We start from the raw sequence: 23159 nt of genomic DNA, 5'->3' as shown, positions 1-23159 counted from the left end.
TCATCCTAGGGACGGCACCGGAGCACAGCGGCTAGAGCGCCGCCGCGACCTCGGTGCCCTGTTTGATCGCCCGCTTGGCGTCCAGTTCGGCCGCCACGTCGGCGCCGCCGATCAGGTGCGCGGCGCGGCCCGCGGCGACCAGTTCCTCGTACAGGCCCCGGCGCGGTTCCTGCCCGGTGCACAGCACGATCGTGTCGACGGGCAGGACCGTGCTCTCCTCGCCGACGGTGACGTGCAGTCCGGCGTCGTCGATGCGGTCGTAGCGGACGCCCGGGACCATGGTGACGCCCCGGTGCTTGAGTTCCGCGCGGTGGATCCAGCCGGTGGTCTTGCCCAGGCCCGCGCCGACCTTGGTGGTCTTGCGCTGGAGCAGGTGGACCGTGCGGGGCGGGGCGGTCCGCTCGGGGGCGGCCAGGCCGCCGGGCGCGCGGTAGTCCATGTCCACGCCCCACTGCCGGAAGTACGTCGCCGGGTCCTCGCTCGCCTTGTCGCCGCCGTCGGTGAGGTACTCGGCGACGTCGAAGCCGATGCCGCCGGCGCCGAGGATCGCGACGCGGTCGCCGACGGTGGCCTTGCCGCGCAGGACGTCGAGGTAGCCGACGACGCTCGGGTGGTCGACGCCGGGGATGTCGGGGGTGCGCGGGGTGACGCCGGTGGCGACGACCACCTCGTCGAAGTCGTTCAAGTCCCCCGCCTCGACCGGTGTGTCGAGGCGTACGTCCACGTCGTGCTCGGCGAGCCGGGTGCGGAAGTAGCGCAGTGTCTCGTCGAACTCCTGCTTGCCCGGGACCTGTCGGGCGACGTTGAGCTGTCCGCCGATCTCGCTCGCCGCGTCGAACAATGTGACCTGGTGGCCGCGTTCGGCCGCGCTGACCGCGCACGCGAGTCCGGCCGGACCCGCGCCGACGACGGCGACACGTTTGCGCAACCGCGTCGGGGCGAGGACCAGTTCGGTCTCGTGGCAGGCGCGCGGGTTGACCAGACAGGACGTGATCTTCCCGCTGAAGGTGTGGTCGAGGCAGGCCTGGTTGCAGCCGATGCAGGTGTTGATCGCCTCGGGCGTACCCGCCGCCGCCTTGTTGACGAAGGCGGGATCGGCGAGCATCGGGCGGGCCATCGAGACCATGTCCGCGCAGCCGTCGGCGAGCAACTCCTCTGCCAGTTCAGGGGTGTTGATGCGGTTGGTGGTGACGAGCGGGACCGACACCTCGCCCATCAGCCGCTTGGTGACCCAGGTGTAGGCGCCGCGCGGGACCGAGGTGGCGATGGTGGGGATGCGGGCCTCGTGCCAGCCGATGCCGGTGTTGATGATCGTCGCCCCGGCCGCCTCGACGGCCTTGGCGAGGGTGATCACCTCGTCGAGCGTGGAGCCGCCGGGGACCAGGTCCAGCATGGACAGGCGGTAGACGAGGATGAAGTCGTCGCCGACGGCCTCACGCACCCGGCGCACGATCTCGACCGGGAAGCGCATGCGATTCTCGTAGGAGCCGCCCCAGCGGTCGGTGCGGTGGTTGGTCTGCGCCGCGATGAACTCGTTGATGAGGTAGCCCTCGGAGCCCATGATCTCGACGCCGTCGTACCCGGCCCGGCGGGCGAGGCGGGCGGTGCGGACGTAGTCGTCGATCGTCTCCTCGACCTCCGCGTCGGTCAACTCACGCGGCGGGAAAGGGCTGATGGGCGCCTGGAGCGGGCTCGGCGCGACCAGGTCCCGGTGGTAGGCGTACCGCCCGAAGTGCAGGATCTGCAGCGCGATCCGGCCGCCCGCGCGGTGCACGGCCTCGGTGACCACCATGTGCTGCTCGGCCTCGGCGTCGGTGGTGAGCTTCGCGCCGCCCTCGTAGGGCCGTCCCGCGTCGTTGGGCGCGATGCCGCCGGTGACGATGAGCCCGACTCCCCCGCGCGCCCGCTCGGCGTAGAACTCCGCCATGCGCTCGAAGCCGCGCTCGGCCTCCTCCAGGCCGACATGCATCGAGCCCATCAGGACGCGGTTGGGCAGCGTGGTGAAGCCCAGGTCGAGCGGGCTCAGCAGGTGCGGGTAGCGGCTCATCGTCGGGCCCTCCGTGCGGGGTGTGGTGCCTTCTTTTGTAGAGGCCCGCCGCCTGTTTTGCAACTAGTTGCATAAACGAGGGCGGGTGACACGGGACACCCGGGGGCACAGTGGCCTCATGAGGACCGCGGACGCCGAGGTGGTCGACCTCGCCCAGGAGCTGATCCGCCGCCCGAGCCGGGGCGGCATCGACGACTACGGCCCTGTCCTCGGGGTCCTGGAGGACTGGCTCCGCGCCCACGACCTGCCGTTCCGCCGACTGCACGACGACGGGCGGCCGGTCGCCGTGCTGGTGGAGGTCGCCGGCGGCCGACCGGGGCCCTGGTGGACGTTGGACGCCTGCGTGGACACCGCCCCCTACGGCGACGAGAGCGCCTGGTCCTTCCCGCCGGACCGCGGGGACGTGGTGGACGGCTGGCTACGGGGCCGGGGCGCGGCGGACTCCAAACTCGCGGCCGCCTTGTTCTGCCGTATCGCCGCCGAAGTACGCGAACGAGCCGACGGCCTGCGTGGCGGGCTCGCCGTCCTGCTCGACGCCGACGAGCACACCGGCCGCTTCGGCGGCGCCCGCGCCTACCTCGCGGATCCGGCGGCACAGCGCCCGGCCGGGGTGCTGATCGGCTATCCGGGACCGGAGGAGGTGGTGGTCGGCGGGCGGGGGCTGTGGCGGGCCACGATCGCGGTGCACGCGGACACCGGGCACTCCGGGTCGAGGCGTACGACGCCGGGTGCCGTCTCCCGGGCGGCGCGGTTGGTGCGGCTGCTGGAGGAGGCCGAACTGCCGGGCGCCGAGGGCGGGTTCCCGCTTCCGCCGAAGCTGACGGTGACCTTCTGCCACGGGGGCGAGGGCTTCTCGGTGGTGCCGGGCTCGTGCGAGCTGGGCGTCGACGTGCGCACCACGCCGGGGTTCGACGCCGGCGCGGCCGAGGCGCTGGTCCGGCGCGCGGTGGCCGAGTTGGACGCGTCGGTGCCGGCGCCGCGGCCGACCGCGATCACGCCGGTGGCCGCCTGGCCCTCGTACCGGCTGGGCGCGGACGAGCAGCCCGCCGCCGCGCTGCTCGACGCGGCGGCGCGGGAAGGGCTCGCGGTCCGGGCCAGGACGGCCGGGCCTTCGAACATCGGCAATCTGCTGGCGAGCGAGGGCATCCCGGCGACGGCCGGTTTCGGGGTGCGGTACGAGGGGCTGCACGGCGTCGACGAGCGGGCCCGCCTCGCGGACCTGCCCGTCGTGCATGCCGTCTACCGGCGTGCAGTGCTCGATCTGCTCAAGGGATAGCGGATCCCCGCCTGGTCAGCGGCTCTCCAGCCGTACGTGCAGTTCGCGCTCCTGGTCCCCGGAGGCCGAGGCGAGGTCGCGGACCGTGAAGAGGGAGTCGAGGGTGGAGCGCAGGCGTTCGATCGCCCAGTAGCCGCCCTGGGCGTCCGCCTCGACGGAGGACGAGAGCCGGGCGGGCGGTGGGCAGGTGTGCTTGTCGGTGACCTCGAACGTGCCGAGCCACACCATCGGCCGGGTCTCGTGGAGCTGCTGCGGGGCCTCGTCGGCGCCACGGTCGGACTCGAAGCACGTGGCGAGCGTGTCGAACACGATCCGGGCGTCCTCCTTGCTGCAGCCGCTGATCTCGAGGGAGACGGGTTCCTCGTGCTGTCGCTCCCGGTCCATGTGATCGCTCCTCTCGTGAATGTGGCGCGGTACCGCCGGGTTCCCAGCGAACCGCGCCACACCACAAGACAAGCACTCCCGTCCGGACCGGACCAGCGAGCGGCTCGCTCTCGTCGAGAGCCAGCCGCTCAGCTCCTGGTGAAGCGGTACGTCTTGCTGTCCGTCAGCACGCAGAAGCCCGGCGACACGACGATCACACGCAGGGTGCCCGTGCGGCGGTCGTAGTCGATGCCCTCGGCCTCGAAGGTGCCCGAGCAGCCGCTGCGCAGCGGGAGCTGGCGCAGGGCCGTGACGTGGCCGAAGACGTCACCGCTGCCGCCCGGCTGGGCGGAGAGGTCGACCTGGAGCAGCGGCTTGGTGATGCCGAACAGCGTGCCCGCCGGGTCGTCGGAGGAGCACAGGAGCGTGGTCGCGCCGGAGAAGTCGCAGCCCTGCACGTCCCGCACGGGGTGGTCGAGGTTGACGACTGAGACCTGCGGGAGGTTCGCCGAGGGCGAGGTGCTCGCGTTGACGCCGGGCGTCGGGAAGACCAGGAAGCGGCTCATGGTGCCGTACTCGCCGGACAGCATCCACTGGCCGTCGGGCGAGATCGCGACCCAGGAGTTGTTCAGCGCCTCGCCCGGGCTGAGCGTGTGCACGTACTCCGACCAGGCGCCACCAGGCGCCTGCACGCGGTACATCTTCGCGGTGCCCGAGTCGGCCTGGTACGGCTCGACGTAGTAGCCGTTGTAGGAGGCGTCGGGGTCGCCGACGTGGTTCCAGCCGCGGACGCTGACGCCGACCGGGATGGTGCCGATGCCCGTGTAGCGGTTGGCGCTGTTCGCCGGGACCTCCACGGAGGTCAGGCCCTGGCTCTCGGTCAGCGGGTCGGCCCGGTCGGAGCCCACCTCGGTCCAGGTGTCGGCGGCCGACGCGGGCGGCGCGGCCGACAGGACGGCCGCGGTGGCCAGGGCGAGCAGAGCGGTGAGCGTCGCGTGGCAACGTCTCCGGGCGCGCAGGGGCATAGGGAGTGCTCCTCCGTGGGGGGGGTGGAATAGATCGCCGGACAGTCTGTCGGGCCGACGTAGGCATGTACAGACCAATAGGAGAACGGAGGCCGTCCAGTCGGCGACCACCCCTCGCGGGTACTGTCGTCACGGCTTCACCGGACGCCCGTGGCCGTGTTGAGAGATGGTGGAGGAGAGCGGGCAAAGCGTCACAGAGACGGCTGAGCGCGGTAGAACAGGGGAGTCGGCACGGGGGACGGCGTGCCGCGTCGAAGGGGCTGAGACGGTGCGTGGAATGAGAGCACCTGGGATTCCACCGGCCAAGGGTGACGGGTCGGTCGGGCCGACGGGGCTGCTCGACGTCCTGGGCGTGGCCTCGGTCGTGCTGGACACCAAGGGCCACATCGTGCTGTGGAGCCCCCAGGCGGAGGAGCTGTTCGGCTACTCCGCCGAGGAGGCGCTCGGGCGGTACGCGGCCCGGATCATGGTCGACGAGCAGCATCTCGACCTGGTCGTCAAGCTGTTCGCCGATGTGATGCTCACCGGGCAGAGCTGGGCCGGCGCCTTCCCCATCCGACGCAAGGACGGCAGCACCAGGCTCGTGGAGTTCCGCAACATGCGGCTCCTGGACGACCAGGGCGACATCTACGCGCTGGGCCTGTGCGCCGACCAGTCGACCGTACGGCGGCTGGAGCGGGACGTGGCACTGTCCACCCGGCTGGTCGCGCAGTCGCCGGTCGGGCTCGCCGTCCTGGACACCGATCTGCGGTACGTCTCGGTCAACCCCGCCCTTGAGCGGATCAACGGCATTCCGGCCGCGGAGCACATCGGACGCACCTTCCGTGAGGTCCTGCCGCATTTCGATGTCGAGGCGATCGAGTCGGCGGCCCGGCGGGTGCTGGAGACCGGCTGCCCGCTCGTCGACCAGCGGACCGTCGGCCGTACACCGGCGGATCCGGACGACGAGCACGTATGGACGATCTCGCTCTACCGCCTGGAGGACGCGGTCGGCACGGTCCTCGGCGTCGCCGGGTCGGTCGTGGACGTCACCGAGCAGCACCGGGCGAGCGTCGAGACGGAGGCCGCCCGGCGCCGGCTGGCCCTCATCGCGGACGCCTCCGCCCGCATCGGCACCACCCTCGAACTGGACCGCACCGCCCGCGAACTCGCCGACGTGGCCGTGCCCGAACTCGCCGACATCGCGGCCGTCGACCTGCTGGAAGCCGTGGTCGACGGCCGGCGCAGCAGCCTGGGTCCCGCCGAGCCCGCGGTGATCCGGGCGCTGGCCGTGCGGGCGCAGGACGCGCCCGAGGCGCTGCGGGCGGCCGACCCGCCGGGGCAGGTGGCCCGGTACGGCGCCGACCGCCTGGTCACCGAGTGCGTACGGACCGGCGCCCCGGTACTGGTGGCGCAGGTCGGGGCGGACGACCTGCCGCGCATCGCCCGCTCGCCCGAGGCCGCCGAGCTGCTGTCCCGGGCGGGCGTGCACTCCTATCTGGCCGTGCCACTGATCGCGCGGGGCGAGGTGCTCGGCGCCCTCGACCTCAAGCGCACCCGCAATCCGCTGCCGTTCAGCGACGACGACCTGCTGCTCGCGCGGGAGCTGGCGGCGCGGGCGGCGGTGCAGATCGACAACGCCCGCTGGTACCAGAACGCCCGCGACACCGCCCTCACGCTCCAGCGCAGCCTGCTGCCCAGCCACCCGCCGGTGATCGGCGGCCTGGAGGTCGCCTCCCGCTACCAGCCCGCGGGAGCCACCACCGAGGTCGGCGGCGACTGGTTCGACGTGATCCCGCTGGAGGGCCGCAAGACCGCGCTGGTGGTGGGCGACGTGATGGGCAGCGGCATCAACGCCGCCGCGACCATGGGCCGGCTGCGCACCGCGACGACCACGCTGGCCTCCCTCGACCTGGATCCGGCCCGGCTCCTGGAGCACCTCGACCGCATCACGCAGGACCTGGACCACTCCATCGCGACCTGCGTCTACGCCGTCCACGACCCCGAGCTGAGGCAGTGCCGGATCGCCAACGCCGGGCATCTGCCACCGGTCCGGCTGCGCGAGGGACGGCCGCCTGAACTGCTCGACCTGCCCACCGGCGCGCCGCTCGGCGTGGGCGGGGTCGCCTTCTCCACCACCGAGATCGACCTCGAACCCGGCGACCGGCTCGTGTTCTACACCGACGGACTCGTGGAGACCCGCCAACATCCCCTCGACGAGCGCCTGGACGCGCTGCTTGCCCTGCTGGAGGGCCCCGACCGCCCGTTGGAGGAGGTCTGCGACCTCCTGCTGCGCACGCTCCACCAGCCCGACAACTCCGACGACGTGGCACTGCTCATCGCGCGCGTGCAGAAACAGGACGGATGCGAGTGACGGACGAGCCGTTTTCACAGCGATTGATTACCTGCTCCTTATCGGGCGCATTCCACAATCACAGCTGGGCCTGGCACAGGGGTGCCGGGCCGATGGGAGCTTGCCGTGACGCACGAACCGGACCAGCAGCCCACCGCCGGGGGCGAGCCGCCCGAGCGGCCCTTCGGTGAGACATCCGACTGGGAAGTGATGACGGGCCCGGGCGGCGGAGAGCGCTCACCGGGTCCCGCCTGGGACCGGGTCTGGCGGCACCGGTCCGGCCGGGCGCGGGCGGTGATCGCGGCGACGACGGTCGCGGTCCTGGCCGTCGGCGGCACGGTCGCCTTCGGGGCCACGTCCGGCGGCTCGGGCGAGAGCGCCTCGCCGTCGGCGGCGTCGGCTTCCGCGCCCCCGTCGCCGGACGGGCCCGGCGAACGGCACGGCGGCGGCCGGTGGTTCGGGCTCGGCGGCATGGGCGCGCACGGCGAGGCGACCGTCAAGGACCAGGACACCGGCAAGTGGGTCGTACGGGTCTGGCAGCGCGGCACGGTCGAGAAGGTCGACGGCGACCAGGTCACCGTGAAGAGCGGCGACGGCGCGGAGTGGGTCTGGACGGTGCCCTCGGACGCCACGGTCTTCCACGACGGCACCAAGGGCTCCGGCGCGGACGACCTCAAGAAGGGCGAGACCGCCTTCCTGGCCGGCACGCGCGCCGACGACGGCACCAGGACCGCGACCAACGCCCTCATGGGCACCTGGGAAGGCAAGGGTCCGGGCGGCGACTGGCACGGGGGCCCGGACCGCGGCGGCCCCCACAACTGGCAGCCGCCCTCCCCCTCCGCGCCGCCTTCCCCGTCCGACAGCGGCGCTACGACGTGACCCGCCCCGTCAGCCCCTGACGCCGACCACGACGTTGGCGTACAGCTCGTCGTCCGTGGCGAGGCGGGAGGTCAGGCCCGCCTCGCCGAAGGCGGCGAGTGCCGCGTCGGCCTGGTGCTCGCCGGTCTCGACCAGCAGGCAGCCGCCGGGGGCGAGCCACTCGGACGCCCCGGCGGCGACCCGGCGCAGCAGGTCGAGTCCGTCGCAGCCGCCGTCCAGCGCGGTGCGCGGTTCGTGGTCGCGGGCCTCGGCGGGCAGCAGGGCGATCTCGGCGGTGGGTACGTAGGGCACGTTGGCGGCGAGGATGTCGACCCGTCCGCGCAGGGCGGCGGGCAGGGCCTCGTAGAGATCGCCGGTGTGCACGTGGCCGCCGTACGCGGCGATGTTGCGGCGGGCGCAGCGCACGGCCGCCGGGTCGATGTCGGCGGCGTGCAGTTCCACGGCGCCGAGCGCGGCGGCCAGGGCGGCGCCGACCGCGCCGGAACCGCAGCACAGGTCGACGACCACGGCGGCGTGGGGGTGCTGGGCCAGGGCCTGGTCGACGAGGAACTCGGTGCGGCGGCGGGGCACGAAGACGCCTGGTTCGACGGTGACGCGCAGTCCGTGGAAGCCGGCCCAGCCGAGGACCTGTTCGAGGGGTTCCCCGGCGACCCGGCGGTCCGTCAGGGCGGTGACCTCGTCCGGGGTGCGGGCGCCGGCGAGTATCAGCTCCGCCTCGTCCTCGGCGAAGACACAGCCGGCGGAGCGCAGGGCGGTGACGACTGTGGACAGCAGAGCGGGAGAAGCGTGAGGGGGCATGGAAGCCGAGAGCCTTTCGGTGAGCCGAAGGGCGCTCCCGCGGTCACCGGCGAGCGGTGATCCGTGTCGTCGCTACGAGGCGAGAGCACCCGACCTGAACAGCGGTAATGGGTCTCACCTCCAAGGAACGGGCGGCTGGGACGGACCCCGGCCGGACCCGCACACCCTACCCCAGGCACCGCCGCCCGACAGGCGCCGGCCACACGCCGAGTTGTACTGTGCAACCAGCTGAGTGAGGGAGGTCCCGTGGACGCTGCCGAGGCCGTGGAGGTCATCCAGCACGAGATGACGGCGTTCGCCCGCCGGGCCCGGGCCTCCGCCGGCCGGATGCACCCCGAGCTGTCCCTCGTCTCGTACACGCTGCTCGGGCATCTGGAGGAGAGCGGCGGCTGCCGGGCCACCGACCTGGCCGCGCACTACGCGCTGGACAAGTCCACGGTCAGCCGCCAGGTGTCCGCGCTGGAGCGGGCCGGGCTGATCGGGCGGCACCCGGACCCGGACGACCACCGGGTCCAGACGCTGCACCTCACCGACGCGGGTCGGGAGATCCTCGCCCAGGTCACCCGCAGCCGCCGGGCCGCCTTCCGGGAGCGGCTGGCGGGCTGGCCGGAGGAGGACCTGACGCGGTTCGCCGCCTATCTGGAGCGCTACAACGCGGGTACCGCCGCGGACTGACCCAGCGTCTGCGGCACCCGGACCCCGAGGAAGGTGATCCTGCGGCGCAGTCGGAAACCGAGGGCCTCGTACAGCCGGATGGCGGTGGTGTTCTGTGCGCCGGTGTGCAGGAAGGGCGTCTCGCCGCGCTCCCTGATGCCATGGGCGACGGCCAGGATCAGCCGGGTCGCCAGGCCCTCGCCGCGGAAGGCGGGGTCGGTGCAGACGGCGCTGATCTCGGTCCAGCCGGGCGGGTGCAGCCGCTCCCCCGCCATGGCGATCAGCGCGCCGTCACGGCGGATGCCGAGGTAGGTGCCCATCTCCACGGTCCGGGGCAGGAAGGGGCCGGGTCTGGTCCGTTCGACCAGATCGAGCATCTCGGGCACATCGGCGGGGCCGAGAAGGACGGCCTCCGGTTCCGGCGCCGCGGCCAGGCCGTCGTCGACGAACTGCACACCGTCGATCCGGAAGGTCACCTCCCAGCCGTCCGGGATCTCGCCCCCGAAGCCCGGCAGCGCGATCTCGGTGCCGGGACCCGCGAGTGCCGCCACGTCCGCCCAGTCCTCGGCGTCGGGACGGTCGGGCAGCGCCAGCCACGGCGACACGTCGACCGGGTAGCGCAGCACCCGCCCCTGCCGCTCGGCGAAGTGCGCGTGCGGGCCGGTCAGGGCGCCGAGCGCGGGGTTGTCGAGGACGAGGGAGGCGTCTGCCGCGGTCCTCGGGGCACCGAGGGCCTGACCGATCGGGCCGCTCACGTCCGCACCGTTCGCGTCGCTCATCCGGCGACCTCGATCACGATCTTGCCCCGGGCGTGGCCGTCCTCGACGGTGCGCAGCGCCTCGCCGGCCCGCTCCAGCGGAAAGGTCTGGGTGACGTGCGGGTCCAGCTCCCCGGCCAGGACGAGCCGCGCGATGTCGTCCAGGACGGCGGCGGTGCGGGCGCGTTCGACGCGGGCGCCGCCCAGGTCCGCCACGGTCTGGGGTGGGGCGCCGGCGGTGATCAGCTTGGACCGGTCGGTGAGCAGGGTGGCCGCCTCGGTCAGCACCGGGTCGCCGACGAGGTCGTACACGCCGTCCACGCCGTCCGGTGCGGCGGCGCGCACCCGCTCGGCGAAGCCGGGACCGGAGGGCACATGAACAGCGCCGAGCGACTCGACGAAGTCCTTCTTGCCGTCGCTCGCCACCCCCACGGTGCGCAGGCCGAAGGCCCGGGCGATCTGCAGGGCGGCTGCACCCACGCCGCCGCCCGCGCCGGTGACCAGGAGGGTCGCGCCCGCGGGCAGGTCGAGCTGGCGGACGCCGTCGTACGCGGTGGCCGCGGCGATCGGCAGCGTGGCCGCGTCGGTGAAGGTCAGGTCGGCCGGCTTGTGCGCGGTGACCGCGGCGGGCAACAGGGCGTACTCGGCGTATCCGCCGGCCACGGTGTTGCCGAAGACCTCGTCGCCGACGGCGAAGCCGGTCACGCCCTCACCGGTCTCCTCGACGACGCCGGAGACCTCGCCGCCGAGCACGACGGGGAAGGCCGTCTTCTCGCTCTCGCCGGGGCGGCGGTAGCCCCCGCGCAGCTTCCAGTCGACGGGGTTCACTCCGGCGGCGCGCACCGCCACCAGGATCTGGCCGGCTGCCGGGCGGGGCCGCTCGACGTCGACGAGCGCCTCGGTCTCCGGGCCGCCGTGGCGCGTGTACACGTACGCCTTGGGCATTGCTCCCACTCTCCCTTCGCGGTTGCCGGACCGGCGGTCGTCCGGGCCACCGGAACCGGCACGTCTCGTCCAAGGAAGATCGCCGGACGGCTATTCCCGGAGGCCGGGACACTTCACACAGCCTTAATGATCGCGGGACGCCCGGGTTCGGGCCACACCTGAGAGGGACGTACGGTTGAACACGCAAGCACTCCGCACCCGTACCGCTGGATCCGCATGAACGTCACCCGAGGCTTCACCGGGCGCCCCCGCGTCCACAATCCGGGCCTGCCACCGGGCCAGTACGACGCGGGCGACGACTGGCCCGTCCTGTCCGCCGAGGTCACGCCCGAGCTGGCGCCCGCCGACTGGACGTTCCGCGTCGACGGTCTGGTCGAGCGGCCGCACACCTGGGACTGGGAGCAGGCGCACGCGCTGCCCGCGTCGGCGTACGCGGGTGACATCCACTGCGTGACGAGCTGGTCGAAGTTCGGGGTGCGGTTCGGGGGCGTGTCCCTGGACGCCTTCCTCGACGCGGTCCGCCCGCACGCCTCCGCCACCCACGCCGTCGCCTACTCGCACACCGGCTACACCGCCAACCTCCCGCTCGCGGACCTGACCGGCGGGCGGGCCTGGATCGCCTTCGCGTACGAGGGTGAGCCGCTCGCCCCCGAACACGGCGGCCCTGCACGGCTGTTGGTACCGCACCTGTACTTCTGGAAGAGCGCCAAGTGGATCGCCGGCATCCGGCTCCTCGACCACGACGAGCCGGGGTTCTGGGAACGGAACGGCTACCACGCGCGCGGCAACCCCTGGGCGGAGCAGCGGTACTCCGGTGACTGAGACCTCCGCGCCTTCGACGCTTCGTACGACCTTCACGCCCGCGACGCGGTTCGCCGTACCCGGCCGGATCGCGGTGAGCGAGCAGGCCGCCGCCGACTGGCGGACCGCCACGCTGACCGCGATTCGCCGCGAGACTCCGCGGGCCGCCACTTTCCGGTTCGCGGTGCCCGGCTGGACGGGTCATCTGCCCGGCCAGCACCTCATGCTGCGGCTGACGGCCGAGGACGGTTACACGGCCCAGCGCCACTACTCGATCGCGTCCGCTCCCGACGACTCCGGGCACATCGAGCTGACCCTGGACCACGTCGAGGGCGGCGAGGTCTCGGGCTGGTTCCACACCGAGGCCAGGATGGGCGACCGGGTCGAGGTGCGCGGCCCGGTCAGCGGCTTCTTCGCCTGGCCCGGCGACCGGCCCGCACTGCTGATCGGCGCCGGCTCCGGGGTCGTACCGCTGATGTCGATGGTCCGGCACCACCGGGCGCGGGACCTGTCGGTACCGTTGCGACTGCTGGTGTCGGCGCGCGATCCCGAACAGCTCGTCTACGCGCGGGAGTTCGGCGCCGAGACGACGCCCGTGTTCACGCGGGGCGCGCCGCGCGGTGTGCCGGTGGGACGGCTGTCCGCCGCCCATGTGGCGCCGCTGCTGGCCGAGTTGCCGCCTGGCGGCTGGGAGGCCTACGTGTGCGGCTCGAACGCGTTCGCCGAGCATGCCTCGCGGCTGCTGGTCGAGGCCGGGCAGCCGGTGGACCGGATCCGTATCGAACGCTTCGGCTGACACTTCTCGGCCGATTTCCCTTCAGCCAGCATCTACTTGGCGATTTCCGGCCGGTCCGGCACTGAACTTTGTGCCGACTTCGGGGTAACAGCATGCGTGTACGCACGCGTACGCACAGGCGCTGCCGAGGGACAATACGGACCGGACACGGTACGGCTCCTCCGGCTCTGGTCACGTCGAGGAGGTCGGCATGCGAACCCGGGTGCGCGGCTGGCGGTGGCGGCGCAATTCGCTGCGCCGCCGGTCGGACGTCGTGGAGGCGTGGACGGCGCTGGCGGTCGCGGTCCTGCTGTTCGTGGGCGCCCCGCTCGCCGGAGCGCTCGTGGGCTGGTGGGCGCATGACGAGGCACGGTCGGTCGCGGCGGCGCAGCGCGCCGAGCGCACACAGGTGCGGGCCGAGGTCGTGGGGAAGACGCCGGCCACACTGCCCACGGCACAGAACGGTCGGGAGCACCCGTACCGCGTCGAGGTGCGCTGGAGCGATCCGCTCACCGGAGTCCACACGGACACGGCCCGGGTCCCGTCGGGTACCCGGCACGGGGACACGGTCGATGTCTGGTTCGACTCCGAGGGCCGGGCCGTCGCCCCGCCGCCGGGCGTGAGCGAGATCTGGCAGCACACCGTGAGCCTCGGCATCTGCGCGGCGGGCGGCACGCTGGCCCTGGCGCTGCTCGGCGGCACCTTGGTACGCCATACGGCCCAGCGCAACCGCCTGCTGGAGTGGGAACGCGAGTGGGCACGCACCGAGCCGGAGTGGACGCGGCGCGGGGTGTAGACGCTCCTGGCGCCCGAGCCACGCCGTCAGCCGAGGGCCGGTCCAACTCCCTGCATCCGCCGCGCGATCCGCCCGTGGTCCCGCAGGGCGTCCGCCAGCCCCGGCAGCACCGGTTCGCCCCGGTCGACGAGGACCCGGCCGCCGACCATCGTCGTCCACGCGCGTGCGGGTCCGCAGCGCAGCCAGGCCTCGACGGGATCGCTCAACGCACCTGCCAGGGCGACCTCGTGCAGGTCCCAGACGACCAGGTCGGCACAGGCGCCCGGCCGCAGATGCCCCAACTCGTCCGCGCGGCCCAGGCATTGAGCCGAGCCGCGGGTCGCGATGTCGAGGGCGTCCCGCGCGGCCATGGCGCCGGGACCGCCCCGATAGCGGCCCAGGAGCAGGGCGTTGCGGGTCTCCATCCAGAGCGAGGCATGGTCGGTGGAGGCGGAGCCGTCGCAGCCGATGCCGACCGGCAGGCCGAGTTCCCGCATCTCCTTCACCCGCGCGGTGCCGCCGCCGATCAGCATGTTGGAGCTCGGGCAGTGCGCCACACCGACGCCCGCGGCGCCGAGCCGGCGCAGCTCGTCGTCGTTCGGGTAGATGCAGTGCGCGACCCAGGTGCGGTCGCTCATCCAGCCGGTGTCCTCGAAGTACTCGACGGGACGACAGCCGTAGGTCTCCTGGCAGTAGGTGTCCTCGTCGCGGTCCTCGGCGAGGTGCGTGTGCAGGCGTACGTCGTACCGCTCGGCGAGTTCGGCGGTCGCCGTCATCACCTCCTTGGTCACCGAGAACGGCGAGCAGGGCGCGAGGGCGACCCGGATCAACGCACCCGGTTCCGGGTCGTGATGGGCCTTGATCAGCCGCTCGCTGTCGGCGAGCACCTCGTCGGTGGTCTGCGTGACGCTCCTCGGCGGCAGTCCCCCGTCCTCGACGGAGCGGGTCATCGAACCGCGCGTGGCGTGGAAGCGGAAGCCGATGTCCCGGGCGGCGCGGATCTCGGCGTCGACGAGGTGGGGGCGCGGATGCACGTACAGGTGGTCGGAGGACGTGGTGCAGCCGCCCATCAGCAGTTCGGCCATGCCGACGTACGCGGACACGTAGGCGGCCTCCTCGTCGAGGGCCGCCCACAGGGGGTAGAGGGTGGTCAGCCAGTCGAAGAGGGTGCCGTTCACGGCGGGGGCGTAGGAGCGGGTGAGGTTCTGGTAGATGTGGTGATGGGTGTTGACCAGCCCCGGCGTGACCAACCGGCCGGCGGCGGAGACGGTCGTACGCGCCTCGGGTTCGCTGCCCGCGGCGCCCACGGCGGTGACCCGACCTCCCGTGACGGCGACCCAGCCGCCGGGGATCTCCCGCTCCCCGTCCACGACCAGCAGTCCGGCGTCCTTGACCAGCAGTTCCACGGCTGACGTCATGGCGCCATCGTAGATGGGGGGTACGGCGCGGGCCTGGCGAGTCCTCCGACGTCACACGTACGGTGTGATCATCCACGCTGCCCCTTCACAAAGGCGTTCCTACATGGCCCTGTTCGACCTCCCCCTCGACGAGCTCCGCGAGTACCGCAGCGCGTCCACCGAGCCCGACGACTTCGACGCATTCTGGTCCACGACCTTGCAGGAGGCCCGGGAGCACGATCTGGATGCCCGGTTCGAGCCGATCGACACCGGACTGTCCACGGTGCAGGTGTACGACGTGACGTTCGCCGGCTTCGGCGGGCACCCGGTGAAGGGCTGGCTGCGACTGCCCGCCGGGGCGACCGAACCGCTGCCGCTGATCGTGGAGTTCATCGGGTACGGAGGCGGGCGCGGGCTGCCGCACGAGAACCTGCTGTGGGCGTCGACGGGCCGGGCGCACTTCGTGATGGACACCCGCGGCCAGGGCAGCTCCTGGGGCGGCGGGGGCGGTACCCCGGACCCGGTGGGCGGCGCGCCCGCGTACCCCGGCTTCATGACCCGGGGCATCGACGCGCCCGAGAACTACTATTACCGCCGGGTGTTCACCGACGCCGTGCGTGCCGTGGAGGCCGCCCGCTCGCACCCGCTGACCGACGCCTCCCGCACCACGGTCCTCGGCGCGAGCCAGGGCGGCGGGATCACCCTCGCCATCGGCGGCCTCGTCCCGGACCTGGTCGCGATCGCACCGGACGTGCCGTTCCTGTGCGACTACCCGCGCGCCGCGACGCTGACGGACCGTCACCCCTACCGCGAGATCGGCCTGTTCCTCAAGACCCACCGCGGCCGGGGCGAGGAAGCCCTGCGCACGCTCGCCTACTTCGACGGAGTCCACTTCGCCACCCGCGGCAGCGCGCCGGCCCTGTTCTCGACCGCCCTCGAGGACCAGACCTGCCCGCCCTCCACCGTGTTCGCGGCCTTCAACGCCTGGGCGCACGAGGACAAGGCGATCGAGGTGTACGACTTCAACGACCACGAGGGCGGCGGTCCCTACCAGGAGGCGACGAAGCTGCGCTGGCTGCGGTCGTTCGGCTGAGCGGCGGCCTTCTCCACGCCGAGAGGTTGTCGTCGCGCCGCTCTTCCGTCCAGTCCGACCAGTCGGTACGTTCGGATTCGCCCGGGTCGCAGCGTCGCGGCCCGGGCCTGCGCGGACGACGGAGGTCCTCATGGCGGAGCGCGAACCCACGGTGCACGGCGACTGCGAGGAGCGGTTCGCGGCGGTGCGGACGGCCTTCGAGGAGAACTTCCGCGACCGGGACGAACTCGGCGCCGCCGTCACGGTCACCGTCGCCGGCGAGGTCGTGGTGGACCTGTGGGGCGGCTGGGCCGACGGGGCGCGCACGCGGCCCTGGGAGCGGGACACCCTCGTCAACGTGTGGTCGACGTCGAAGGGCCCGGTCGCCCTGTGCGCGCACATCCTCGCCGACCGGGGCCTGCTCGACCTCGACGCCCCGGTGGCCGCGTACTGGCCCGAGTTCGCCGCGGCGGACAAGGAGAACGTGCTCGTACGTCATCTGCTGTCCCACCGCGCCGGACTTTCCGGGCTGCGTGAGCCGCACTCCCTGGAGCAGCTCTACGACTGGGAGTTCACCACGCGGCGGCTCGCGGCGACGGAGCCCTGGTGGGAGCCGGGCACGGTGTCCGGGTACCACGCGCTGACGTACGGCTTCCTGGTCGGTGAAGTGGTGCGCCGGGTCTCCGGGCTGCTGCCGGGAGCCTTCCTGGAGCGGGAGGTGACCGGCCCGCTCGGTGTCGACTTCACGATCGGACTGGCGGAGAAGGAGGCCGGGAGGGCCGCCGAGCTGGTGCATCCGCCGGCCGCATCGGCGAGCGAACAGGCCGCGATCTTCAGCCAGTTGGCGCCCGTGGCGATCGCGGCGCTGACCAACCCTCTGGCGGGTGCGACCGAGGCCAACACGGCCGAGTGGCGGGCCGCCGAGATCCCGGCCGCCAACGGACACGGCACGGCCCGGGCCGTCGCCGCGCTCTACGGGATCTTCGCGGGCCGGGGGTCGTACGGCGGCCACCGGGTGCTGTCCGCCGAGGCGGCCGAGCGGGTCCGGGAGGGGCAGGGCAGTTGCCGTGATCTCGTGCTGGGCGCGGGGTTCGAGCACGAGACGGAGGTCGCGCTCGGGCTGTGGCTGAGCGGCCCGAACGGCTCCTACGGACCCAACCCGCGCGCTTTCGGACACGACGGCTTCGGTGGCTCCTGCGGACTTGCCGACCCCGACGCCGGGGTGTCCCTCGGCTACGTCATGAACCGCATGGGGCCTCATATCGCCGATGACCCGCGGAAGACGGCACTGGTGGACGCCCTGTACAGCGCCCTCTGAACGGTGATCGGCGCGGGCTTGTTTCGGCCGAACCGACCGACCGCCCTTCCCTGCTGGTTTAGACCAATGCTAGACCTTGTGGCGCAATGAGCCCGCACGGCTACGGAACGTCACCAACAGGAGGCGCGGCATGGCCCGCACCGATCACCCGGTCTCCGAAACACAGCCGCTGTACTGGCGCGTCGCGACGGAACTCCTCGACGAGCTGCGCAACGGACCACCCGGCGGGCGGCTGCCCAGCGAACGGCGGTTGGCCGAGCGCTTCGGCGTCAGCAGAGAGACCGTGCGGCAGGCGCTCGAAGTACTGCGCAGGGACGGGCTGGTCGCCACCGACCGGCGCGGCAGCCACACCACGCTGCCGGGGCTGCCGGTGGAGACGCCGGCCGCGCTGACGTTCCCGGTGGGCGCCCGGGCCGCGGAGCCGGGCGCCGACCGGACCTCGGTCACCTGGGAGACTCCCCCGCCCGCGCACGCCGAGGCGTTGGGGCTCGACCCGCACCGGCCCACCCTGGTGCACCGCTACGAGTCCGCGGACGCGGACGGTCGCGGCCGGCGTACGGCGGTGACCTCGTTCTCCGCCGTCGCGCTCTCGGAGGTCGAGGAGCTGGGCCGCTACCGCGACCGCGCCGACGGCACCGCGGCGGCCCAACTCCGGCGCACCTACGACTGGATGCGCAAGGCGGGCCTGACCCTGCACCACCGGGACTGCATCACCCGGCTCGCGGACACGCCCTCGGTGCACGTCACCCGGCGCGTGCACGACCAGTACGCCCGGCCGCTGGAGATCACCGACCTGCTCGTGGACGCCCAACAGGACGCCCTGGTCTACGAGTTCACCCTTCCGGCAGCGGGCTGACCGGGCTCCGGTGGCGGAAGTAGGACCGCCACCGGAGCCCGCGGTGCGGCGGGGCGGGGAGTTGACGCCGGAGGCGAGGGTCGCGCCGGCGTTGGGCGGGGTACCGGTCGAACTAGATCCGCTAGCGGTCACGGATCGGGGCACTGACCAGCCTCGGACCTGACCTCCGACCGGCGCTCCGCCTGGACTCCGGCGAGCGAGACCCTATGCAGCCCCGCGCCCCGGACCTGCGCTCCGCCCGGACTCCGGCGAGCTGACCGCCCTACGGCAGCTTCCGCGCCTCCACCATCCGTACGCGCGGGCTGCCGTCGCTCCGCTCGCCGAACTCCGGGAGCGCGTGCAGGTCCACGGTGAATCCGGCGTGCTCCAACTCCCGCCGCACCTCGCCGAGCCGGAAGGCGCGGTAGTACATGACGAACGGCGGGCGCCAGACGGCGTTGCGCACCCGCATCACCCCGTCGAACCCGAGCAGCATCCAGAACACCGGGGAGGTGGGCCGGGGCGGGGCCAGGACCGGGAACGCGAAGCAGCCGCCCGGCCGCAGCACGGAGTGGACCTGCACGAACAGACCCGGCAGTTCCGAGGGCAGGAAGTGCCCGAACGCCCCGAAGCTCACCACCACACCGAAGGAGCCGGGCCGGAAGGGCAGCGCACGGGCGTCCGCGCGCACCCAGTTCACCTCCGGGACGTCGATACCGCGCAGGTCCCGCCGCGCCACGTCCAGCATCCCGCCGCTGAAGTCGACCCCGGTGATGCCCTGCCGGCACACCGACGCCAGCACCTCCATCCCCGCCCCCGTGCCGCAACACAGATCGAGCCCGGTGTCGTAGGGGCCGGTCCGCTTCAGCGCCGCCGCCACCGCGTCCAGCACGGAGTCCGGCGTCCGGAACGGCGTGTGGTCGAACTTCGGGGCGAGCAGGTCGTATCCGCGTTCGACGGAGGACAGTGCCTGGACGGCGAGTTCGCGGAGGCTGGGTCCCTCAGGGCTGAACATGCCGATCAGCGTAGGTGAACACACCGTGCCGGTGGACACCGCGACGGCGGCTCACTACTCTCATCCACATCTACTCAACAAATTGACTATGGGGTGATCCGATGCGCGCGTTCCGCGAGGCAGTCGAGGCGGGCGACCTCGACGCCGTCGAGGCGCTGCTGGCCGAGGACGTCGTCTTCACCAGCCCGGTCGTCTTCAAGCCGTACCCGGGCAGGGCGATCACCGCGGCGATCCTGCGCGCGGTCAGCCGCGTCTTCGAGGACTTCCGCTACGAGAGCGAGCTCGCCGGGGCCGACGGCCGCGACCACGCCCTGGTCTTCGCGGCCCGGGTCGGCGACCGGGAGCTGACCGGCTGCGACTTCATCCACGTCGACGAGAACGGCCTGATCGACGAACTCACCGTCATGGTGCGGCCGTTGTCGGGCGCGCAGGCCCTCGCCGCCGCCATGGGTGCCCAGTTCGAGGAGATCGCCAAGGAGGCGGAGGCACGGTCCGTCTGACGGCAGGGTGCAGCCGATCACGCACACGCTCGACGGTTCCTGACCGATCAGGCCTTACGAGCCGCGAACCCCTCCTACGCCCCGCACTCCACGAGCCGCCTCTCCAGAAACCGCCGCTCGGCCTCGTTCTCCACCAGCTCCAGCGCCTGCCGGTACGCCTCGGCCGCCTCCTTCACACGCCCGTCGCGGCGCAGCAGATCGGCGCGGGTGGCGGGGAGCAGGTGGTAGTCGGCCAGTTCGCCCTCCTGCTCAAGTTCCGCGACCAGGGTGAGGCCCGCCTCCGGGCCCTCGGCCATGCCGACGGCCACCGCGCGGTTGAGGCGGACCACGGCGGAGGGCACGAAGCGGGCCAACTCGCCGTAGAGCGCGGCGATATCGGCCCAGTCGGTCTCCTCGGCCGTACCGGCGGTGGTGTGGCAGGCGGCGATGGCGGCCTGGATCTGGTACGGCCCAGGACTGCCCCGGCGCAGTGCCCTCTCCACCAAGGCGGCGCCCTCGTCGATCTCGGCACGGTCCCAGGCACCGCGGTCCTGGTCCTCCAGGGTCATCAGCTCACCCGCGCCGTCCACGCGCGCGTGCCGACGGGAATCGTGCAGCAGCAGGAGCGCGAGCAGGCCGAGCACCTCCGGCTCGTCCGGCATGAGCCGGGCCAGGACCCGGGCGAGCCGGATGGCCTCGGCGCACAGGTTCCGCCGGACCAGCTCCGCGCCGGACGAGGCCGTGTAGCCCTCGTTGAAGAGGAGGTACAGCACACCGAGGACGCCGGCCGTGCGCTCGGGCAGCAGATGCGCGGGCGGTACACGGTAGGGGATGCCGGCGTTGCGGATCTTGCGTTTGGCCCGAACCAGGCGCTGCGCCATGGTCGCCTCCGGCACGAGGAAGGCGCGGGCGATCTCGTGGGTGGTCAGGCCCGCGAGGGTGCGCAGGGTCAGGGCGACCCGCGCCTCGATGGGCAGCGCGGGGTGACAGCAGGTGAAGATCAGCCGCAGCCGGTCGTCCTGGACACCGCTCACCTCGTCGTCCTCGTACGGCGATCCGGTTCTGTCGTCGTACGGTTCGTCGCCGGCCAGCACCGCCACCTCCCGCAGTTTGGTCGCCCCGACCGCCTCCCGCCGCAGTACGTCGAGAGCGCGGTTGCGGGCGGTCGTGGTCAGCCAGGCGCCGGGGCGGCGCGGCACTCCGTCGCGCCGCCACCGGTCGAGGGCCTGGGCGAAGGCGTCCTGCGCGCACTCCTCGGCGAGGTCCCAGTCGCCGGTCACCCGGATCAGGGTGGCGACGACCTGGCCCCACTCGGCGCGAAAGGCGACGGCGACGGCCTCCTCGATGTCGGTCGCCTGCGTGTCGGGCGCCTTCACGTCAGGCACCCCCGCATCGGGCGCCCCCACTTCAGGCACCTCCTCGTCGGACACCGTCCCTCACCCCCGCATCGGCCGCACCTCGACCGGCCCGCCCCCGCCGGCCGCGGAGTGCTTCGCGGCGAGCGCGATCGCCTCGTCGAGGTCGGCCGCCTCGATCAGGTCGACACCCGCGACGTACTGCTCGGTGCGGGCGAACGGCCCGTCGTCCAGCAGGACTTCGTCACCCCGGGCACGCACGGTCGTGGCGTCGGAGGGCGGGCGCAGGAGGGCGGTGAGCGGCGTCCGGACGGGCTCCTCGTCGTCCGCCGGTGCGCAGACGAACAGGACGTACTTCACGGTCGTCACCCGGCCTGGAGCGACACGTGCTCGTGCGTGATCAGCCAGCGCAGGCCGGTGTCACGGTAGCCGGTGGTCACGCGGAGGACGTCGTCCTGGGGCTCGCCGTCCGTGCGCGTGGCCCGGATCCGTACGAGGGAGTGGGCGAAGGCGACGCTCTCGTCCCCGTGGACGCGCAGGTCCAGCACCTCGCGGGTCACCGGACCGGTCACGCTCGCGAAGAAGTCCTCCACGACCTTGCGGAAGCTGTCCAGGCCCTGCAGTTCCCGGCCGTCGGCGAGGTGGAAGGCGGTGACGTCCGGTGCGTAGCAGGCCAGCATCCGCTCGACGTCCCGTTCACGGGCCGCCTCGGTCAGCTCGGCGTCGAGGCGACGGATCTGCGTCTCGCCGTCCTCCTCGCCCTCCATCGGCCAGAAGGGACGTACCTCCATCGCCCCGATGCTCGCCACGGGGTGCCGGGCGGCCGCCCGCACCGCCTCCTCCAGGCTGTCGCACTCCAGCACGTCGAATCCGGCGACGTACTCCTTGGTCTCCGCGAACGGCCCGTCGGTGCGCAGCACTTCACCACCGCGGACGCGCACGGTGACGGCCTCGGAGGGCTTCGCGAGGCGGTGGCCGTGCAGCCGTACGCGGCTGTCGCCGAGCTCCTCCACCCAGGGTTCGACGGGCGCCACTGCCGAGGTGTCGGCGGTGTCGTCGCCACAGACGAGCAGCATGTACTTCATGGGGTCCTCCCGGTCATCTCTTGCTTCCTACACCCCGCCGACGAACGGCACTGGCGCGAATCGACACCGTGCCGGAAGAAAATCCTGAAGAAATTTCCGCGGCCGCGTCCCCGGTACCGGTGCCGGTTCCTGCCACCGCCTCCTGCCACCGCTTCCTGGTACCGCCGGTCCCAGGAAGTGGGAGGTACTGCCTGCCCGGCCGCGAGAGTAGAAGAGTGGTGATCGCATCGGACGACCACACGAAGGGCGCCACCATGGCCACCTCAGCTCCCGGCGGAACGATCACCCTCGCTCCGGACCTCATCCTCAGCCGTATGGGGTACGGAGCCATGCAGCTGGCGGGCCCGGGTGTGTTCGGTCCGCCCAAGGACCGCGACCAGGCGCTGGCGGTGCTGCGGGAGGCGGTCGAGCTGGGCATCACGCACATCGACACCAGCGACTTCTACGGCCCCTACGTCGTCAACGAGCTGATCAAGGAGGCGCTGCACCCGTACCCGGCGGACCTGCGGATCGTCACCAAGGTGGGCGCGCGCCGCGACGGCACGGGCGCGTGGCTGCCGGCCCAGGAACCACACCAGCTCAAGGCGCAGGTGCACGAGAACCTGCGGCGGCTGGGCGTCGACGCCCTCGACGCCGTCAATCTGCGGCTCGGCTCGGTGGAAGGCTCCGGGGACGAGTCGATCGCCGAGAGGTTCGGCGCTCTCGCGGAGCTCCAACAGGACGGGCTCATCCGGCACTTGGGCCTGAGCGGTGTCTCCGCCGCCCAGCTCACCGAGGCCCGGACCATCGCCCCGGTCGTGACCGTGCAGAACCTCTACAACCTGGCCAACCGGAAGGACGACGATCTCGTCGACCGCTGCGCGGCCGAGAACATCGCCTACGCCCCCTTCTTCCCCCTCGGCGGTTTCTCCCCGCTGCAACACGACGCCCTCACCACGGTCGCCGCCCGCCTCGACGCCTCGCCCCAACAGGTCGCGCTGGCCTGGCTGTTGCAGCACTCGCCCACCATCGTCCTCATTCCGGGTACGTCCTCGGTCGCCCACCTGCGCGAGAACGTTGCGGCGGCCGAACTGACGCTCCCGGCGGACGCGATCGCGGAGTTGGACGCGATCGGTAGGTGATCGGGAAACCCGGCGCGATGGGGAGGCCGGACTCGATCGGGAAGTGACCCCCTGG

The 23159-nt window shown here is 72.6% G+C and carries 23 protein-coding genes; 12 read left to right on the top strand and 11 right to left on the bottom strand.

Translation table 11 applies throughout. The features are described 5' to 3' along the window. Nucleotides 1–31: 31 nt before the first annotated feature. Complete coding sequence (locus ACIQI8_RS24955) at nt 32–2047, bottom strand: FAD-dependent oxidoreductase (RefSeq protein ID WP_402354654.1); 2016 nt, start codon at nt 2045–2047, stop codon at nt 32–34. A 118-nt stretch (nt 2048–2165) separates the two neighbouring features. Between ACIQI8_RS24955 and ACIQI8_RS24950 the strand changes: the two genes are divergently transcribed. Beyond that, complete coding sequence (locus ACIQI8_RS24950; RefSeq protein WP_402354652.1) at nt 2166–3323, top strand: M20 family metallopeptidase; 1158 nt, start codon at nt 2166–2168, stop codon at nt 3321–3323. Nucleotides 3324–3338: 15 nt separating this feature from the next. Here the strand turns inward: ACIQI8_RS24950 and ACIQI8_RS24945 are convergent, their stop codons facing one another. Further along, on the bottom strand, nt 3339–3707 hold the full coding sequence (locus tag ACIQI8_RS24945; protein ID WP_124001233.1) for a hypothetical protein: 369 nt from the start codon (nt 3705–3707) through the stop codon (nt 3339–3341). Between the two features lie 128 nt (nt 3708–3835). Continuing rightward, nucleotides 3836–4711 carry a hypothetical protein gene (locus tag ACIQI8_RS24940; protein WP_402354649.1) on the bottom strand — a complete coding sequence of 292 codons (876 nt, stop codon included), beginning with the start codon at nt 4709–4711 and terminating at the stop codon, nt 3836–3838. 277 nt (nt 4712–4988) lie between these two features. On the opposite strand from ACIQI8_RS24940, the gene ACIQI8_RS24935 reads away from it, so the two are divergent. Both ACIQI8_RS24935 and ACIQI8_RS24930 read left to right on the top strand, forming a co-directional pair. Beyond that, a complete protein-coding gene (locus ACIQI8_RS24935) occupies nt 4989–7064 on the top strand; it encodes a SpoIIE family protein phosphatase (RefSeq protein ID WP_402354647.1) in 2076 nt (691 codons plus the stop codon). Nucleotides 7065–7169: 105 nt separating this feature from the next. Further along, nucleotides 7170–7922, top strand: coding sequence for a hypothetical protein (locus tag ACIQI8_RS24930; protein ID WP_402354645.1), 753 nt, complete (start codon nt 7170–7172; stop codon nt 7920–7922). A gap of 9 nt (nt 7923–7931) precedes the next feature. Here the strand turns inward: ACIQI8_RS24930 and ACIQI8_RS24925 are convergent, their stop codons facing one another. Further along, nucleotides 7932–8720, bottom strand: coding sequence for a putative protein N(5)-glutamine methyltransferase (locus ACIQI8_RS24925; protein WP_402354643.1), 789 nt, complete (start codon nt 8718–8720; stop codon nt 7932–7934). 246 nt (nt 8721–8966) lie between these two features. Between ACIQI8_RS24925 and ACIQI8_RS24920 the strand changes: the two genes are divergently transcribed. Then, nucleotides 8967–9395, top strand: coding sequence for a MarR family winged helix-turn-helix transcriptional regulator (locus ACIQI8_RS24920; protein WP_402354641.1), 429 nt, complete (start codon nt 8967–8969; stop codon nt 9393–9395). Here ACIQI8_RS24920 and ACIQI8_RS24915 read toward each other — a convergent pair. Together ACIQI8_RS24915 and ACIQI8_RS24910 are read right to left on the bottom strand one after the other, a co-directional pair. Then, on the bottom strand, nt 9368–10153 hold the full coding sequence (locus ACIQI8_RS24915) for a GNAT family N-acetyltransferase (protein ID WP_402354639.1): 786 nt from the start codon (nt 10151–10153) through the stop codon (nt 9368–9370). The two genes, ACIQI8_RS24920 and ACIQI8_RS24915, sit on opposite strands and share 28 nt — an antisense overlap. Further along, nucleotides 10150–11076, bottom strand: coding sequence for a zinc-binding alcohol dehydrogenase family protein (locus ACIQI8_RS24910; RefSeq protein WP_402354637.1), 927 nt, complete (start codon nt 11074–11076; stop codon nt 10150–10152). Before ACIQI8_RS24910 ends, ACIQI8_RS24915 begins: the two co-directional genes overlap by 4 nt. 216 nt (nt 11077–11292) lie before the next feature. On the opposite strand from ACIQI8_RS24910, the gene ACIQI8_RS24905 reads away from it, so the two are divergent. The 3 genes from ACIQI8_RS24905 (at nt 11293) to ACIQI8_RS24895 (ending at nt 13448) form a co-directional block, all read left to right on the top strand. Further along, on the top strand, nt 11293–11898 hold the full coding sequence (locus ACIQI8_RS24905) for a sulfite oxidase-like oxidoreductase (protein ID WP_402354635.1): 606 nt from the start codon (nt 11293–11295) through the stop codon (nt 11896–11898). Beyond that, nucleotides 11891–12673, top strand: coding sequence for a ferredoxin reductase (locus tag ACIQI8_RS24900; protein WP_402354633.1), 783 nt, complete (start codon nt 11891–11893; stop codon nt 12671–12673). The genes ACIQI8_RS24905 and ACIQI8_RS24900 overlap by 8 nt, the downstream gene beginning before the upstream one ends. 190 nt (nt 12674–12863) lie before the next feature. After that, complete coding sequence (locus tag ACIQI8_RS24895; RefSeq protein ID WP_402354631.1) at nt 12864–13448, top strand: hypothetical protein; 585 nt, start codon at nt 12864–12866, stop codon at nt 13446–13448. Between the two features lie 26 nt (nt 13449–13474). Here ACIQI8_RS24895 and ACIQI8_RS24890 read toward each other — a convergent pair whose 3' ends face one another. Beyond that, entirely contained in the window at nt 13475–14845 is a 1371-nt protein-coding gene (locus ACIQI8_RS24890) for an 8-oxoguanine deaminase (protein WP_402354629.1), read from the bottom strand. 103 nt (nt 14846–14948) lie between these two features. Here ACIQI8_RS24890 and ACIQI8_RS24885 point away from each other — a divergent pair, with 103 nt between their 5' ends. The 3 genes from ACIQI8_RS24885 (at nt 14949) to ACIQI8_RS24875 (ending at nt 18070) form a co-directional block, all read left to right on the top strand. Next, complete coding sequence (locus ACIQI8_RS24885) at nt 14949–15917, top strand: acetylxylan esterase (RefSeq protein WP_402354627.1); 969 nt, start codon at nt 14949–14951, stop codon at nt 15915–15917. A 130-nt stretch (nt 15918–16047) separates the two neighbouring features. Continuing rightward, the gene (locus ACIQI8_RS24880) at nt 16048–17214 is read left to right on the top strand and encodes a serine hydrolase domain-containing protein (protein WP_402354625.1); all 1167 of its coding nucleotides are present in this window, start codon (nt 16048–16050) and stop codon (nt 17212–17214) included. Nucleotides 17215–17344: 130 nt separating this feature from the next. After that, complete coding sequence (locus ACIQI8_RS24875; RefSeq protein WP_402354623.1) at nt 17345–18070, top strand: GntR family transcriptional regulator; 726 nt, start codon at nt 17345–17347, stop codon at nt 18068–18070. A 262-nt stretch (nt 18071–18332) separates the two neighbouring features. Here the strand turns inward: ACIQI8_RS24875 and ACIQI8_RS24870 are convergent, their stop codons facing one another. Next, nucleotides 18333–19064 carry a methyltransferase domain-containing protein gene (locus tag ACIQI8_RS24870; RefSeq protein ID WP_402354621.1) on the bottom strand — a complete coding sequence of 244 codons (732 nt, stop codon included), beginning with the start codon at nt 19062–19064 and terminating at the stop codon, nt 18333–18335. A 101-nt stretch (nt 19065–19165) separates the two neighbouring features. Between ACIQI8_RS24870 and ACIQI8_RS24865 the strand changes: the two genes are divergently transcribed. Next, a complete protein-coding gene (locus ACIQI8_RS24865; protein ID WP_402354619.1) occupies nt 19166–19564 on the top strand; it encodes a nuclear transport factor 2 family protein in 399 nt (132 codons plus the stop codon). A gap of 74 nt (nt 19565–19638) precedes the next feature. On the opposite strand, the gene ACIQI8_RS24860 is transcribed toward ACIQI8_RS24865, so the two are convergent. From ACIQI8_RS24860 to ACIQI8_RS24850, 3 genes are read right to left on the bottom strand one after another with little or no spacing between them, the layout of a single operon-like run. Beyond that, complete coding sequence (locus ACIQI8_RS24860) at nt 19639–20919, bottom strand: RNA polymerase sigma factor (protein ID WP_402354617.1); 1281 nt, start codon at nt 20917–20919, stop codon at nt 19639–19641. A 60-nt stretch (nt 20920–20979) separates the two neighbouring features. Next, nucleotides 20980–21258: a YciI family protein gene (locus ACIQI8_RS24855; protein WP_402354615.1), complete on the bottom strand. Its 279-nt coding sequence runs from the start codon at nt 21256–21258 to the stop codon at nt 20980–20982. Nucleotides 21259–21263: 5 nt separating this feature from the next. After that, nucleotides 21264–21983 (bottom strand): SgcJ/EcaC family oxidoreductase, encoded by a 720-nt coding sequence (locus ACIQI8_RS24850; RefSeq protein ID WP_402354612.1) that lies wholly within the window; start codon nt 21981–21983, stop codon nt 21264–21266. A 254-nt stretch (nt 21984–22237) separates the two neighbouring features. Between ACIQI8_RS24850 and ACIQI8_RS24845 the strand changes: the two genes are divergently transcribed. Next, nucleotides 22238–23104 carry an oxidoreductase gene (locus tag ACIQI8_RS24845; protein ID WP_402355977.1) on the top strand — a complete coding sequence of 289 codons (867 nt, stop codon included), beginning with the start codon at nt 22238–22240 and terminating at the stop codon, nt 23102–23104. The last annotated feature ends 55 nt before the right edge of the window (nt 23105–23159 follow it).

Origin of the sequence: Streptomyces sp. NPDC092369 (assembly GCF_044755245.1) — a bacterium.
GTDB lineage: Bacteria > Actinomycetota > Actinomycetes > Streptomycetales > Streptomycetaceae > Streptomyces.
This window is presented reverse-complemented; position numbering and strand designations above follow the sequence as displayed.

Bases quoted from the DNA above. Each gene is read 5' to 3' on its own strand.
- ACIQI8_RS24955 (WP_402354654.1), bottom strand. From the start codon at position 2,047: ATGAGCCGCTACCCGCACCTGCTGAGCCCGCTCGACCTGGGCTTCACC.
- ACIQI8_RS24950 (WP_402354652.1), top strand. From the start codon at position 2,166: ATGAGGACCGCGGACGCCGAGGTGGTCGACCTCGCCCAGGAGCTGATC.
- ACIQI8_RS24945 (WP_124001233.1), bottom strand. From the start codon at position 3,707: ATGGACCGGGAGCGACAGCACGAGGAACCCGTCTCCCTCGAGATCAGC.
- ACIQI8_RS24940 (WP_402354649.1), bottom strand. From the start codon at position 4,711: ATGCCCCTGCGCGCCCGGAGACGTTGCCACGCGACGCTCACCGCTCTG.
- ACIQI8_RS24935 (WP_402354647.1), top strand. From the start codon at position 4,989: ATGAGAGCACCTGGGATTCCACCGGCCAAGGGTGACGGGTCGGTCGGG.
- ACIQI8_RS24925 (WP_402354643.1), bottom strand. From the start codon at position 8,720: ATGCCCCCTCACGCTTCTCCCGCTCTGCTGTCCACAGTCGTCACCGCC.
- ACIQI8_RS24915 (WP_402354639.1), bottom strand. From the start codon at position 10,153: ATGAGCGACGCGAACGGTGCGGACGTGAGCGGCCCGATCGGTCAGGCC.
- ACIQI8_RS24910 (WP_402354637.1), bottom strand. From the start codon at position 11,076: ATGCCCAAGGCGTACGTGTACACGCGCCACGGCGGCCCGGAGACCGAG.
- ACIQI8_RS24905 (WP_402354635.1), top strand. From the start codon at position 11,293: ATGAACGTCACCCGAGGCTTCACCGGGCGCCCCCGCGTCCACAATCCG.
- ACIQI8_RS24895 (WP_402354631.1), top strand. From the start codon at position 12,864: ATGCGAACCCGGGTGCGCGGCTGGCGGTGGCGGCGCAATTCGCTGCGC.
- ACIQI8_RS24890 (WP_402354629.1), bottom strand. From the start codon at position 14,845: ATGACGTCAGCCGTGGAACTGCTGGTCAAGGACGCCGGACTGCTGGTC.
- ACIQI8_RS24885 (WP_402354627.1), top strand. From the start codon at position 14,949: ATGGCCCTGTTCGACCTCCCCCTCGACGAGCTCCGCGAGTACCGCAGC.
- ACIQI8_RS24880 (WP_402354625.1), top strand. From the start codon at position 16,048: ATGGCGGAGCGCGAACCCACGGTGCACGGCGACTGCGAGGAGCGGTTC.
- ACIQI8_RS24875 (WP_402354623.1), top strand. From the start codon at position 17,345: ATGGCCCGCACCGATCACCCGGTCTCCGAAACACAGCCGCTGTACTGG.
- ACIQI8_RS24870 (WP_402354621.1), bottom strand. From the start codon at position 19,064: ATGTTCAGCCCTGAGGGACCCAGCCTCCGCGAACTCGCCGTCCAGGCA.
- ACIQI8_RS24865 (WP_402354619.1), top strand. From the start codon at position 19,166: ATGCGCGCGTTCCGCGAGGCAGTCGAGGCGGGCGACCTCGACGCCGTC.
- ACIQI8_RS24850 (WP_402354612.1), bottom strand. From the start codon at position 21,983: ATGAAGTACATGCTGCTCGTCTGTGGCGACGACACCGCCGACACCTCG.
- ACIQI8_RS24845 (WP_402355977.1), top strand. From the start codon at position 22,238: ATGGCCACCTCAGCTCCCGGCGGAACGATCACCCTCGCTCCGGACCTC.